We start from the raw sequence: 13,121 nt of genomic DNA, 5'->3' as shown, positions 1-13,121 counted from the left end.
GTCGCGGTACGTCGGGGGCCCGCATCATCGTTCGTACTTATCGAGAACGGCCGAGTGGTTGTTACTTGTCGGCGCCGAACGTGCAAGCATGACCTTCGTCGTTCCGTTCGACGGGACGGGCCAGTCCAGGATCGGCGTCGAGCGCGCGGTCGAGCTGGCGCCGCCATCGGTCCGCGTCGTCGCGTTCAGCGTCGTCCCGCGGAAGAACGCCGACTGGGCGCGCGAGCGCGGCCTCCTCGACGCCGGCGAATCCTGGGGGAACGAACTCGTCATCTCTCGACTCCAGGAGCGCGCGCACGACGTCAGCGACGCGGTGTCGTTCCAGCATACCACGGTCGACCGGTACGCGCCCACCGGGAAGATCAGTCACGAGATCCGCGCGTTCGCTCGGGACGTCGACGCGACGATGGTGTTCGTCGGGAGCACGGACGCCGGCGGTATCGTCTCCAGCCTCCAGAGCGTCGGGACGCACGTCGCGAGCGACGACGCGTACGACGTCGTGCTCGTGCGCCGGACGGAGCCGGTCATCGACTGACTGACACTCGGTTCCCGGCGCCGAACCCACCGATTACTGCGGACGCGGTGGTGTACGTGCGGTCGATGCCGGGGACGGCGACTCAGAGCGCGTCGACGACGGCGGGGAGGACGTCCTCGACGCGCTCCCGGAAGACGAGGTCCGCGCGGTCTGCGTACCGGGTCGCCTCCAGGTTCACGACCGCGACCGTGCCGCCCTCTCGCCGGGTCACCGCCGGCAGGCTCGCGGCGGGGTCGACCGTGAGCGACGACCCGGCAGCGACGAGCACGTCCGCGCGAGCCGCACGCCGTCGGGCCGCCGCGAGCGCGTCCTCCGGGAGGCGTTCGCCGAACAGGACGGTGTCCGGTTTGTACACGCTCCCGCAGTCGCACTCGGGCGCGGCGTCGGTCTCCTCGACGACCGCGTTCGCCGCCTCGACCCCGACCTCGTCGCCGCAGGCCTCGCAGGTCGCCGTCGACCCCGTCCCGTGGAGGTGGACGACCGACTCGGTGCCCGCGGCGGCGTGCAGGCCGTCGACGTTCTGCGTCAGGACCGCGTCGAGGACGCCCTCGCGTTCCAGCGTCGCGAGCGCGTCGTGCGCCGCGTTCGGCGCGACCGCCTCGTCGAAGAAGTGCTCGTGGAGCGCGAGCCAGTCCCGCCAGAACCCGTCCGGGTCCGCGCGGAACCGCCGGAGCGCGAACGCGGACTCGTCGAACGTCTCGTAGAGCCCGTCGTCGCCGCGGAACGTCGGCACGCCCGACGCCCGCGACAAGCCAGCGCCCGTCAACGCCACCGTCGACTCGGCGTCGCGGAGGGCGTCCGCGAGCGCCGTCACGTCGCTATCGTCCATGCTCACGCGTCGAACGCGAACCCGCAAGAAGCCGTCGGCGACCTACAGCGACCGGGGACGAACAGGGACTGGGAACGAACAACGACCGGGGACGAACAGCGGCCGGCGAGTTCGCGGACCCGGTCGGTCTAGACCAGCGAGTACAGGACGGTCGCGAGCCCGAGGAGGACCGTGCCGAGTGCGAACGCTCGGTTCAACGCCACCTTCATCACGGGTCCGTCGTCGGGTGCGCCCGGGACGCCCGCCGGGGCGTTTCGCGTCCGGACGCCGGCGAGGCCTTCGGCGTACCGGTACACGAGCACGCCGCCGACGACCATCCCGACACCGAGGACGACGCCCTGCAGCGAGTTCATGCCCGGGCTAGGGTGTACCCGGGTTTGAACGTTCGCATCCACCCGGACGCAGTCGGGCGGTCTCTCCGCGCGGACCGGTGCGGTCAGTTCGCCAGCGACAGCAGCGTGACGACCACGCCGACGCCGGCCAGGAACACGCCAGTGCCCTTCAACAGGAGCGTTCGCATCCCCGTGGCGGTCCTGGCATCCCCTTCGGCCTGCACGAACGGGAGGACGCCAGTGAGCACCGAGATGAGGTGCGCGAACCGTACGACTCCGGCGCCGGCGACCATCACTGCCAATCCGTACCCGACGCCGTCCGGTGACACCATACCTCGCTATCGTTCAGTCCGAGTGAAACTTCTTCGGTATCTCCGAGGACAGCGTTCGACCGACCCGCCGGCCGCTACCGCTCGTCGAGGTCCTCGACGACGGCGTCCGGGTCCTCGAAGTCGACGGTGGTCTCGCCCTCCACGTACTCCTCGTCGAACTCGACCGTCTCGGCCCACGCCCGCACCGCGTCCTGGAGGACCGCGAACGCGTTCTCGACGTCGTCGTCCACCGCCTGCAGCACCCGCCAGCCGTCGGCGTCCTCGTCGAACACCGCCGCGTGCCCGCGAGAGCTCCGGATGAAGTACACCGCGAACACGCGGTCCTGCTCGGGCACGTAGTTCGCCGGCGCGACCGACAGCTCGTTGTCCTGCTCGTTCAGCGACTGGACCTCGCCGCCCGTCATCGGGCGGTCGGGGAGCGACGACAGCGTCATGCCACAGACGACGACCGAGGCGGACAAAAGACCCGCGTTCCGACCAGCGCCATCGCGCCGGTTCGACAGTCGAACCGCGTCAGGCGCCGAGCGCGAACAGCGCAACCAGGAGCCCGACGGCGAGCAGGCAGCCGCCGATGACGCGGTTCAGGAGCACCTTCCAGTCCGCCGCCTCGACCGCCTCGACGCGGCGGTTGCTCCCGATGGCGTCCAGGCGCTCCTGGATGTTCGAGACGGCTCGGGCGTACCGTGCCAGCACGGCGCCCGCGAGCGCGACGACCAGTCCGGCCGCGACACCCATGGGTGCTACCATACGAGTGACACGTCGCTCCGGCTATGAATATCTTCCGTCGTCGACGGCAACCGCGGACGCCACTGTGGGGCGACCGACCGAGAACCGGCGCCCTCGACTCGCGCCTACGGCGCCTCAAGCAGCGTCGCGACGCCCTGCCCGAACCCGATGCACATCGTCGACACCGCGGTGTCGGCGTCGCCACGCGCGACCATGTGCGCGAGCTTCGTCATCAGCGCCGCGCCGGTCGCGCCGAGCGGGTGGCCGTGCGCGATGGCGCCACCGTCGACGTTCACGCGCCCCCAGTCCGCGCCCGTCTCCTCGAGCCACGCCGCGAGCACGCTCGCGAACGCCTCGTTCACCTCGTAGCGGTCCACGTCGTCCACGCCGAGGTCGTTCGCGTCGAGGAGCTCCTCGGTCGCGGGGATGGGGCCGGTGAGCATCGTCGTCGGGTCGACGCCGACGACCTGGGTGTCCACGATCCGCGCCATCGGGTCCCAGCCGTTGGCCGCCGCAGTCTCCTCGCTCGTCACGAGGAGCGCGCTCGCGCCGTCGACGATACCCGACGAGTTCCCCGCGTGCACGACGCCCTCGCCCTCCTCGCGGAACGCGAGCGGGACGCCCGAGAGGCTCTCGACGGTCGACTCCGGCCGCGGATGCCCGTCGACCTCGACCGTCGCGTCCTCCCCGTCGAGCTCGGTGTCGACGGGCACGACCTGGTCGTCGTAGCGGCCGGCGTCCCACGCCGCCTGCCAGCGCGACTGGGACTCGGCGGCGAGCTCGTCGAGGTCGGTGCGCGAGAACCCCCAGCGCTCCGCGATGCGTTCCGCGGACTCGCCCTGCGGGATCAGTTCCTCGAAGTACTCGAAGTACGTGTCGCTCATCGACCCGCCGTCGCTCCCCATCGGCTCGCGCGTCATGTGCTCGACGCCGCCCGCGACGACGACGTCCTGGAACCCGGCGCCGACCTGGCCGGCGGCGAAGTTCACCGCCTGCTGGCCGCTCCCGCACATCCGGTTCAGCTGGACGCCAGGCGGCCCGTGTCGGCCCGTGTAGGAGTCCCCGGCCTGGGGGTCGTCGCCGAGGTCCTCCCCCCAGCCGGCGACGAGCGGTGCGATGCGAGCGATGTTACTGCCCTGGTCGCCCTTCGGGGTCACACAACCGTACACGACGTCCTCGACGACCGTCGGGTCGAACCCGACGCGGGATTCGAGCGCGCGCAGCGGTGCGGCGGCGAGGTCCTGCGGGTGCGTGTCTCGGAACGCGCCGTCGCGGTCCCCGAAGGGCGTCCGCACGGCGTCGACGATGACGGCATCTCCCATACCCGAAACTAGCAACGCGTTCACTTGTCGCTTGCGCCCGGTGTTACTAACTCGGAGCAATCGAGTTGTTAATATCTGGCCATACAGGGGCGTTCGGTAGCAGCGGGATTAATATGCGGTCGACGTCTACCGCCGCACATGACACGTGCGGACGCCTCGGAACCACCGGACGACCCACCCGACGAGCGCGAGGAGAGCCCTTCGAGTCGGCGAACCGTCGACCTCGACGTCCCGGACATGGACTGCTCGTCGTGCGCGAGCAAGGTCGAAGCCGGGGTCGACGGCGTCGAAGGCGTCGAAGGCGTCGAGACCAGCCCCACGCAGGGGCGGGTCGCGGTGACCTACGACGCGTCGCGCGCGACCGCGGACGACGTCGCGAGCGGCATCGAGTCCGCGGGCTACGACGTCGCCGGGACGAGCGTCTCGACGGTCACGTTCGACGTCCCCGACATGGACTGCTCGTCGTGCGCGAGCAAGGTCCAAGCCGCACTCGACGGCAACCCCGGTATCGTCGACACCGACACGCGCCCGACCTCGGGGACCGTCCGCATCGAGTACGACGCCGACACCGACGTCGACGCGCTCCGCGACGCCATCGAATCCGCCGGGTACGACGTCACCGGGAACGACGCCACCGACGCCGGCGACCACGACCACGGCAGCGAGGACCGGAGCGTCTGGCGGGGCGCTCGCGCGAAGAAGACGTACGCCGGCGCCGCGTTCCTCGCCATCGGACTCGTCGCACAGTTCGGGTTCGACGGCCTCGGAACCCTCGCCACCGTCCTCGGCGCGACGTTCACCGTCGCCGACGTCGCGTTCCTCGCCGCCGCCGCGACCGCCGGGCAGGCCATCCTCCGCGGCGGCTACTACTCCGCGAAGAACGCCCAGCTCGACATCGACTTCCTGATGAGCGCCGCCATCGTCGCCGCCGTCACCGCGAGCGTCGGGTTCGGCGAACACCTCTACTTCGAAGCCGCGACGCTCGCCGTCCTCTTCAGCGTCAGCGAACTCCTCGAAGGGTACGCGATGGACCGCACGCGGAACAGCCTCCAGGAGCTCGTCGAACTCTCTCCCGACGACGCCACCCGCAAGCGCGCCGACGGCGAGACCGAGACCGTCCCGGTCGACGCCCTCGCCGTCGGCGACGTCGTCGTCGTGAAACCCGGCGAGAAGGTCCCGGCGGACGGCGTCGTCGTCGACGGCGACACCGCCATCAATCAGGCGCCCGTCACCGGCGAGAGTGTGCCCGTCGACAAGACCGTCGGCGAAGACGTGTACGCCGGCACCATCAACGAAGCCGGGTACGTCGAGGTCGAGGTCCGCGCCGAAGCGAGCGACAGCACGCTCTCGCGCATCGTCTCGCTCGTCGAGGACGCCGAGGCGAACCAGACCGAGCGCGAACAGTTCGTCGAGCGGTTCGCGAACTACTACACGCCCGTCATGGTCGCGCTCGCCCTCGGCGTCGCCGCCGTCCCACCGGTCGCGTTCGGCGCGCCGTGGACCGAGTGGTTCGTGAACGGCATCACGATGCTCGTCCTCGCCTGCCCGTGCGCGTTCGTCATCTCCACGCCAGTCAGCGTCGTCTCGGGCGTCACCGCCGCCGCCCGGAACGGCGTCCTCGTCAAGGGCGGGAACCACCTGGAGGCGATGGGCGAGGTCGACGCGATCGCCGTCGACAAGACCGGGACGCTCACGAAGGGCGAACTCACCGTCACGGACGTCGTCCCGCTCGGCGACCGCAGCGAAGCGGACGTCCTCCGGTGCGCGCGCGGACTCGAAGCGAAGAGCGAGCACCCCATCGCGGACGCCATCGTCGCCGCCGCCGACGGCACCGTCGGCGCGGACCCGGGGAGTCAAGGGGCCGACGACTTCGAATCCATCACGGGCAAGGGCGTGACGGGCGACCTCCACGGGACCGCGCACTACGCCGGGAAACCCGCGTGGTTCGACGACCTCGGGTTCGACCTCGGGCACGCGCACGTCGTCGACGCCGCCGCCTCGGAGCACGCGGAGCGTCCCAGCGAGGACGGCTCCGGTGGTGTCCCCGCCGACGTCCGTGACCTCTGCGACCGCCAGGGGTGCCTGAACCTCGCCGAAGACACCATCCCGCGACTCCAGCGCGAGGGCAAGACCGTCGTCCTCGTCGGCACCGAGGACGAACTCGAAGGCATCGTCGCAGTCGCCGACGAAGTTCGACCGGGCGCGAGGGACGCGGTCGCCGCACTCCAGGCGTTCGGTCTGGAGGTCGTGATGCTCACCGGCGACAACGAAGGCACCGCCGCCGCGGTCGCCGAGCAGGTGGGCGTCGACGAGTACCGCGCAGGCCTCCTCCCCGAGGACAAGGTCGACGCCGTCCGCGAACTCGACGCGCGGTACGACGGCGGCGTGGCGATGGTCGGCGACGGCGTGAACGACGCACCCGCGCTCGCGACCGCCACCGTCGGCGTCGCCATGGGCGCCGCCGGCACCGACACCGCCATCGAGACCGCCGACGTCGCACTGATGAGCGACGACGTCGCGAAGCTCCCGTACCTCTACGACCTCTCGCATCGCGCGAACGGCGTCATCCGGCAGAACATCTACGCGAGCCTCGGCGTGAAGGCCGCACTCGCCGTCGGCGTCGCCGTCCCGTACGTGAACGTGAGTCTCGCGCTCGCCGTCCTCGTCGGCGACGCCGGCATGACCCTCGGCGTCACGGGGAACGCACTCCGCCTCGGTCGCATCCGGCCCGACGCCTGACGGCGACGCTCGGCGATGGGCAGCGTCGATGGGCGGCCCAGATGCCCGTAATCGCTCCCCCGGCCTGGTCGCTCTCGGCCGCTACCGCCCGTAGCGACCCGCTACCGGGACCTCCAGTTCTCACTCTCGGAATCTGACATTTCCCGGAGAGTGAGACCAATCGACGCCCGTATGCTTCCGAAGCCACGTCGGAAGGATAAAAATTAAGTACTTGTTCCCACAATGTGAGAATACACATGACCCGCCGCGCTTCCGTCCACGGTGAGGCCCGCACTGGTGGCGACCACCAGTACGCCGCACACGGCGACGAGCCGGCGGTCACGTCTCGCACTCTTATCGAGCTCTGACCGTCGACGCCCGCAAGCGTCGACCCGCGAACCCTGTATCCACCAGCCCCGGCCCCAGCGCCCGCTGGTGGATGCACGAGGGGAATCGCGACCGACGACCGCCACACCACCCAGTCATCAATCCAATGTCAGAGCCAGCGTTCATCGCAGACCCGAGCCTCGCGCCGTACAACGTCGCGTACCTCGTCGACGACCGCTCGCACCTCTACCACGAGTACGACGTCGACCGGGACCGCGACGACGGAGCAGTCGATTCGGACCGCGACGCTCCCGTCGACTATCCCGCGCGCCGGAAGGCCATCCTGGCGTTCTACGGCCGCCGGTGCGGCCGCTGCGGGACCCAGATCGCGCGCCAGTCCAGCGAGGAGACGTCGCTCGGATACGTCCACTCGGTCGCGAGCGACGACGAGCCCGAGTGGGCGCTCTCGAACCTCGTCGCGGTCTGCGAGCCGTGCTACGACGTGCTGTCCGCGCACTGCTGCGAGGACCTCGGCACGTTCGGCGACGGCTACCGGGATGCGCCACAGTTCCCGACGTGGACCTGTGACCCGCGCGTCGCCGTCGAACGACTGCCGCTCACGGGCCGCGAGGCCTGGATGCGGCACGTGCTCGCCGACCGGATCGACGACACGCCGTCGTGCCGGGCGAACCGCACGGTCGTCCGCCGCGCGTGCCTGGCGCGCTCCACGCCCGCCGCGGAGGCGGTCGCGCTCGGGAAGGCGCTCGTCCGCGACGAACGCGGCGCGCTCTCGACGTCGAACCGTCGGCTCCGCGAGCGCTGGGGGACGCTCGCCGCCCACGAGCGCGACGCCTGGGAGTCCCGCGCGGTCGACCCCGACACCTCGCTCGTCACCGGCGGGTTCGAACCGGCACTCGAACGCCACCCGGTCTGACGCCCCATAGCCCGGGCGGTAGCGACCCCCTCCACGGTTCCACTGACGTGCGGTCCTCCACGGTTCCGCTGACGTGCGGTCCTCCACGGTTCCGCTGACGCGCGGCTCTCCACCCTTCGCTCTCGCTGTCGTCGCTGCGATGCCGCTTCCCGGCGCGCGGTGTTCGCTCACGATGCGGGCTCGGGATGGCGTCGCGGACGCCGGGGGGTCAGTCGTCGTCTTCGACGCCGACGGCTTCGGCCTCCGCGCTGCCGTCTTCGGCATCGACGGCTTCGGTCCCGGTTTCGTCGTCCTCGACGGCGACGTGCTCGGCCGCGGCGAGCTCCGGCGGCGCCGTCTCGTCGTCGCGGTCCTCGCCCGCGCGCTCGCTCGCAGACGGCTTCGGAGCGAGCTCGTGGCGCTGCAGCCAGTACCAGTACGCGAACGCGGCGAGCGCGGCGACGACGAGGGCGCCACCTGCCGTGACGCCCGACGCGACCAGTGCCGTCCCACCGCCAGCGGCCGCCCCACCCGCGACCAGGAGCGTGCGCGACAGCAACGACCGCCGCAGCCGCGCCTCCACCGCGTCCGTGATGTCGTCCTCGGTCACGTACTCCGCCTCCAGCGTCGACTCGACCGCGGCGACGCGGTCCGCGTCGGCCTTCGACGCCGCGAGCTCGTCGACCCGCGCCGACGCGTCCGACAGCGCCGCGGCGTCCGCCTTCGAGTCCCTGAGTGCCGCCAGCTCGTCGTCCACCTCGGTGCGCTCGCGCTCCAGGCGCTCCGACAGCTGCGTCTCGAGGTCGTCGACCTCCGACCGGAGCGCCTCGGCTTCCGCGTCGATGTCGTCGGCGAGCGACGCGGACTCGGCCTCGAGGTCCGCCGCGAGCGCGTCCGTCTCCGCCTCCAGCGCGGCGTCGACGTCGCCGACCGTCGATTCGAGGTCGTCGTGGTCCGCACGCAGCGACTGGAACGCGTCGAGCGCCGGCGTCCGCCGGTCGAGCGATTCGACGTCGTCGACGACGTCCTCCAGTGCGTCCGCGGTCGCCGCCGACGCCTCCAGTGCCTCCAGGTCCGCTCGGAGCGCCGCCACCTCGTCCTCGAACGCACCCTCGGCAGCTTCCAGGTCGCTCTCCATCGCCGCGGCATCGTCGAGCGTCTCGAGCGCATCCCTGACGCGCTTCAGGGCGTCGGCGTCCGCCTTCGCGTCCGCCAGCTCGGTCACGTCGCTCGCGAGCGCACGCACGGTCTCCGCGTCCGCCGTCCGTGCGTCCACAGACGCCAGCGTCGACGCGTCCGCCTTCGTCCCGTACAGTTCCGCGACCGAGTCCTCGAGGGACTCCAGGTCCGCTTCGAGCTGGCCGCGCTTGGCCTTCGCGCGAGACTGGAGGTGCTCGACGAACTGCGACGTCGACGCGGACAACTGCACGTTCAGCGCCTGCCCGAGCGCCGCCCGCGTCTCCGCGTCGACCGCGTCGGACTGGAGCGCCGCCACGAACCGCTCCACGACGGCCGCGTCGGCGTCCCGAGTTTCCCCGCTCTCGTCCTCACCGTCGTTCGCTGCGGTCTCCAGGATAGACGGTGCCGCGACCCCATCCATCGCATCGTCGTCGACTCCCCCGGCGCCGGCGGCACTGTCGGTTTCATCCTCGATGGTGGCGGCACTGTCGGTTTCATCCTCGATGGTGGCGGCACTGTCGGTTTCATCCTCGCCGATGCCGGCACTGTCGAGGCCATCCGCTGCGTCGCCCTCGCTCCCGTCTTCGGAGGGGTCGGCGAGCGAGAGCGTCGACCGCAGGCCGTCGTCGGCGACGTCGAACGCGCCCTCACTACCGGCAACGGTTCCCTCGGGGGCGTCGCTCGCATCGGTGGCCGCGGAGATGGCGAGCTCGGGGCGAGCGAGGAACGTCGACGGGTCCTCGATGGCCTCCTGGCGGACGCCGTAGACGGTCGTCACGGTCTCGCCCGCCGGCAGCTCCGCCTCGAACCGGATGGCGTGCGCGCCGGCGTGCTGCCAGTCCTCGCCGCGGTACTCGTCGTGGAACCCGACGTCGTCGAGGTCGAGTCCGTCCGGGACGCGGTCCGTGAGGGCGACGCGGGCGTCGTCCTCGCGCACCGACCGGATCTCGTACTTCACTATCGGGACGGCGGACCCGGTCTCCGTCAGCCACTTGGAGACGTGAACGCCACCTGCGGTGACCGCGACCCTGTCGTCGTCCGCGTCGACGGACGCGTGCTCTGACCCACTCATCTACGGTGATTACCGAACGCACTGTTATCATCTTGCCGATTAGCTGAACGATAGGTTCAGATACGAAATTATAACTCTCGAGAACCTTCGAAACAGACGACGATTGTGAGGGGCACCGAGAGATTCACGAACCGCTCGCCCCCCAGCGAGCACGGAACTCGGCGACCACGGTCCCCGACGGTTCCGTAACCCGACGTCGACCGGGCCCAGACGTTCCGGAACGACGTCGTCCATCGTCACCGCGACCGCGTCGTCGCGCGACGGCGCCAACTCTCGTACATCGTCCCGATGCGAGCGGGTCAGGCGTACGGTTCGAACTCGTCGCCGCGCAGCAGGAAGTACCCGGTCCCGACGATGCCGACGACCGACGCCACCTGGAACGCCAACGCGGGCGAGAGGTCGTAGAGGACGCCACCGAGCGCCGCGCTCGGTACGACGACGACGTTCCGCACGAGATAGTACGTCCCCGTGACGCGACCGCCGGCGTCGTCTGCCGCCGGCCCGACGATGAGCGCCTTGTGTGCGGGCAGCCCAGCGAACCGCAGGCCGGAGAACGCGAACAGCGCCACGAGCGCCCACTGGTTCGCCGGCGAGAACGCGAGCATCGTCGGGAACGCCGCGTACACGACGAACCCGATACCGACCACGGGCTTCAGTCCGACGCGCTCCGCGAGCTTCGCGACCGGTATCATCGACGCGAGCGCGACCACCATCTCGACCGCGAGCAGCACGCCGAAGAACGCGTCCGGCCGCAGGTCGAACCCGAACGCTCGGAATCCGACGCCGAGTTCGTCCGTGACGAACAGCACGAAGAACCCGTACACCATCCCGTTCGCGAACCGGACGAACGTGTCGCCGACGAGCAAGGGCCGCAAGAGCGGCGGGAGTCCGCGGAGGTCCGCGATGACCTGCGAGACGCCCGCGAACGAGTCGCCGACGGTGTCCTCGCTCGCGTCGTAGAGGTAGTGCTGGGCGACGGTCGCGACCGCGCCGAACGCGACCGCGACGAGGAGGATGCGCTGGAACCCCTCGACGAACCCCGTCGTCGCCGCCAGCAGCGCGGTCGCGAGCAGCGGCCCGACGAGGAATCCGACCCGCCGGAACGTCTCCGTGCTCGCGAACCCGGCCGCGAGGTGCTCGGGCTCGGTCGCCTGCTTGACGACCGCGAACGTCGCCCCGAGCCCGAACGACTTCCAGGCCTGCGTGAACAGCAGCCCGACCGTCATCAGCGCGAACGCCGGCAGCGCGAGCCCGAACGGCGTCCACGTCGACACCGTCTCGACGGCGTACCACACGAGGAACCCGAGCGTCGACAGCACGCCGAACGCCGTCAGCGCCGTCCGCGACCCGACGCGGTCGCTCACCCACCCACCGGGGTACGGGTACACCGCGCTCACGAGGTTCCCGACGCTCAGATACACGCCGATGAGGACCGGACTGATACCGAGGACGCGCATGTACTCCGGGACGTACCGACTCGTCATCTGGAACGCGAGACTGAACGCGAGCATCGCCACCGACAGCACGAGCACGTCCCGACGGAGCGACAGGAACTGCCGGAACGGGTCGAGGACGTCCACGCGTCGAGACCGATCGGGCTCGCCGGCGCCGTCTGTCATTACGCCCGACAACTCGCGGGGCACTCAAAAAGCTGCACTCCGCCGCAATCCCGACGGCCAACCGGTTGCCGTCGACCAGACGATCGGACGACAGAGTCTCAGACACCGACCGAATCACGAAAACGGGTCACTTTGGGGTCGTGCGCTCGGTCGTCTCGTCGGTGAACTCCTCGACGCCGTCGATGCGGACGCCCGAGACGCGGGTGGCGAAGTAGATGCCGTAGATACCCGCGAGAGCGACGACGGCGTACGCGAGGAGATACGGTGATATTGCGGGAGTAGCGCGGTTGCTGGTGGTTTCTGTCTGACTGTGTGAGTCTCCGGTCTCGAGGACCGCCGTCGTGCCGGATGACGTGGCTTTTTGCTCGCCGTGGTCGACGCGGCCGTACGTGTCTCCCATCGCCGTGGAACGAGACGTCCGGTTCGAGCGACGACCCGAGTGCGACCTCCACGCGAACCTGTTCGCGCCCGCCGGCGACCTCGCTGGCTGGCGCGACGTCGCGTTCCTTCACGTCCACGGGGGCGTCTGGAACCGCGGGGAGCGCGGGTTCTTCGACGACCGGTGCCGAGCCGTTGCCGAGCGCGGGTTCCCGACGCTCACGGTCGACTACCGACTGTCGGGCGACGCGACGTACCCCGCAGCGCTCCACGACGTCGAGACGGCCATCCGATGGGTGCGCTCTGGCGAGGCGTTCGGCGTCGCCCCCGAGCGAGTGATGCTCGTCGGGCACTCCGCGGGTGCGCACCTCGCCGCGCTCGCCGCAAGCACGGGGGACGAAGCGGCCGGCCTCGCACCCGACGACGGGTACGGTGACGCGTCGACCGCGGTCGACGGCGTCGTCTGCTTCGATGGCCCCTACGACCTCCTCGGCGCCGAACCTGGCGGGGAGACCGCGGACTTCATCGGATGCGACCCGACCGACGACCCCGAGCGGTACCGTGAGGCATCGCCGCGCGAACGGGCCACCGCGGACCATCCGCCGACGCTCCTGTACCACGCCGACGACGACGAGTGGCTCACCAGGCGCGAGACCCGAGCGTACCGCGACACGCTCGCCTGCCACGGCGTCGACGTCGAACTCCGAACGCCACCGGGCGACCACTTCTTCTTCACCGAACCCCCGTGGTTCGACCGCACGGTCGAGCAGACGATCGCGTTCGCCGACCGCGTCTCGTAGAGTGATGACGGGCACCGTCGCGCGGAACCGTCCACGCTG

The 13,121-nt window shown here is 70.5% G+C and carries 13 protein-coding genes; 4 read left to right on the top strand and 9 right to left on the bottom strand.

What is annotated here, in order from left to right:
- The first annotated feature begins 88 nt into the window (after nucleotides 1-88).
- On the top strand, nucleotides 89-535 hold the full coding sequence (locus tag SM754_RS09840) for a universal stress protein (RefSeq protein WP_323676052.1): 447 nt from the start codon (nucleotides 89-91) through the stop codon (nucleotides 533-535).
- Between the two features lie 82 nt (nucleotides 536-617).
- On the opposite strand, the gene SM754_RS09835 is transcribed toward SM754_RS09840, so the two are convergent.
- From SM754_RS09835 to SM754_RS09810, 6 genes are all read right to left on the bottom strand, one after another.
- Entirely contained in the window at nucleotides 618-1,364 is a 747-nt protein-coding gene (locus SM754_RS09835) for an NAD-dependent protein deacylase (RefSeq protein WP_323676051.1), read from the bottom strand.
- A 128-nt stretch (nucleotides 1,365-1,492) separates the two neighbouring features.
- Nucleotides 1,493-1,717, bottom strand: a complete 225-nt coding sequence (locus tag SM754_RS09830) for a hypothetical protein (RefSeq protein ID WP_323676050.1) — start codon at nucleotides 1,715-1,717, stop codon at nucleotides 1,493-1,495.
- 83 nt (nucleotides 1,718-1,800) lie between these two features.
- On the bottom strand, nucleotides 1,801-2,028 hold the full coding sequence (locus tag SM754_RS09825; RefSeq protein WP_323676049.1) for a hypothetical protein: 228 nt from the start codon (nucleotides 2,026-2,028) through the stop codon (nucleotides 1,801-1,803).
- 74 nt (nucleotides 2,029-2,102) lie between these two features.
- Entirely contained in the window at nucleotides 2,103-2,462 is a 360-nt protein-coding gene (locus tag SM754_RS09820; protein ID WP_323676048.1) for a DUF7964 domain-containing protein, read from the bottom strand.
- Nucleotides 2,463-2,541: 79 nt separating this feature from the next.
- Entirely contained in the window at nucleotides 2,542-2,775 is a 234-nt protein-coding gene (locus SM754_RS09815; RefSeq protein ID WP_323676047.1) for a DUF6199 family natural product biosynthesis protein, read from the bottom strand.
- A gap of 104 nt (nucleotides 2,776-2,879) precedes the next feature.
- Nucleotides 2,880-4,076, bottom strand: coding sequence for a thiolase family protein (locus tag SM754_RS09810; protein WP_323676046.1), 1,197 nt, complete (start codon nucleotides 4,074-4,076; stop codon nucleotides 2,880-2,882).
- 138 nt (nucleotides 4,077-4,214) lie between these two features.
- Between SM754_RS09810 and SM754_RS09805 the strand changes: the two genes are divergently transcribed.
- Together SM754_RS09805 and SM754_RS09800 are read left to right on the top strand one after the other, a co-directional pair.
- Entirely contained in the window at nucleotides 4,215-6,815 is a 2,601-nt protein-coding gene (locus SM754_RS09805; RefSeq protein ID WP_323676045.1) for a heavy metal translocating P-type ATPase, read from the top strand.
- Nucleotides 6,816-7,287: 472 nt separating this feature from the next.
- Nucleotides 7,288-8,055: a hypothetical protein gene (locus SM754_RS09800; protein WP_323676044.1), complete on the top strand. Its 768-nt coding sequence runs from the start codon at nucleotides 7,288-7,290 to the stop codon at nucleotides 8,053-8,055.
- A 208-nt stretch (nucleotides 8,056-8,263) separates the two neighbouring features.
- Here SM754_RS09800 and SM754_RS09795 read toward each other — a convergent pair whose 3' ends face one another.
- From SM754_RS09795 to SM754_RS09785, 3 genes are all read right to left on the bottom strand, one after another.
- Entirely contained in the window at nucleotides 8,264-10,285 is a 2,022-nt protein-coding gene (locus SM754_RS09795; RefSeq protein ID WP_323676043.1) for a coiled-coil domain-containing protein, read from the bottom strand.
- Nucleotides 10,286-10,584: 299 nt separating this feature from the next.
- Nucleotides 10,585-11,904, bottom strand: a complete 1,320-nt coding sequence (locus SM754_RS09790; RefSeq protein ID WP_323676042.1) for an MFS transporter — start codon at nucleotides 11,902-11,904, stop codon at nucleotides 10,585-10,587.
- Between the two features lie 127 nt (nucleotides 11,905-12,031).
- Nucleotides 12,032-12,304 (bottom strand): hypothetical protein, encoded by a 273-nt coding sequence (locus tag SM754_RS09785; protein WP_323676041.1) that lies wholly within the window; start codon nucleotides 12,302-12,304, stop codon nucleotides 12,032-12,034.
- On the opposite strand from SM754_RS09785, the gene SM754_RS09780 reads away from it, so the two are divergent.
- Nucleotides 12,294-13,082, top strand: a complete 789-nt coding sequence (locus SM754_RS09780) for an alpha/beta hydrolase (protein WP_323676040.1) — start codon at nucleotides 12,294-12,296, stop codon at nucleotides 13,080-13,082. The two genes, SM754_RS09785 and SM754_RS09780, sit on opposite strands and share 11 nt — an antisense overlap.
- Nucleotides 13,083-13,121: the final 39 nt, after the last annotated feature.

This window comes from Halorubellus amylolyticus, assembly GCF_034808145.1.
Classification (GTDB): domain Archaea; phylum Halobacteriota; class Halobacteria; order Halobacteriales; family Natrialbaceae; genus Halorubellus.
This window is presented reverse-complemented; position numbering and strand designations above follow the sequence as displayed.

Coding starts and splice junctions, on each gene's coding strand:
- SM754_RS09815 (WP_323676047.1), bottom strand. CDS start 2,775: ATGGTAGCACCCATGGGTGTCGCGGCCGGACTGGTCGTCGCGCTCGCG.
- SM754_RS09790 (WP_323676042.1), bottom strand. CDS start 11,904: ATGACAGACGGCGCCGGCGAGCCCGATCGGTCTCGACGCGTGGACGTC.
- SM754_RS09840 (WP_323676052.1), top strand. CDS start 89: ATGACCTTCGTCGTTCCGTTCGACGGGACGGGCCAGTCCAGGATCGGC.
- SM754_RS09830 (WP_323676050.1), bottom strand. CDS start 1,717: ATGAACTCGCTGCAGGGCGTCGTCCTCGGTGTCGGGATGGTCGTCGGC.
- SM754_RS09805 (WP_323676045.1), top strand. CDS start 4,215: ATGACACGTGCGGACGCCTCGGAACCACCGGACGACCCACCCGACGAG.
- SM754_RS09800 (WP_323676044.1), top strand. CDS start 7,288: ATGTCAGAGCCAGCGTTCATCGCAGACCCGAGCCTCGCGCCGTACAAC.
- SM754_RS09810 (WP_323676046.1), bottom strand. CDS start 4,076: ATGGGAGATGCCGTCATCGTCGACGCCGTGCGGACGCCCTTCGGGGAC.
- SM754_RS09785 (WP_323676041.1), bottom strand. CDS start 12,304: ATGGGAGACACGTACGGCCGCGTCGACCACGGCGAGCAAAAAGCCACG.
- SM754_RS09835 (WP_323676051.1), bottom strand. CDS start 1,364: ATGGACGATAGCGACGTGACGGCGCTCGCGGACGCCCTCCGCGACGCC.
- SM754_RS09795 (WP_323676043.1), bottom strand. CDS start 10,285: ATGAGTGGGTCAGAGCACGCGTCCGTCGACGCGGACGACGACAGGGTC.
- SM754_RS09825 (WP_323676049.1), bottom strand. CDS start 2,028: ATGGTGTCACCGGACGGCGTCGGGTACGGATTGGCAGTGATGGTCGCC.
- SM754_RS09820 (WP_323676048.1), bottom strand. CDS start 2,462: ATGACGCTGTCGTCGCTCCCCGACCGCCCGATGACGGGCGGCGAGGTC.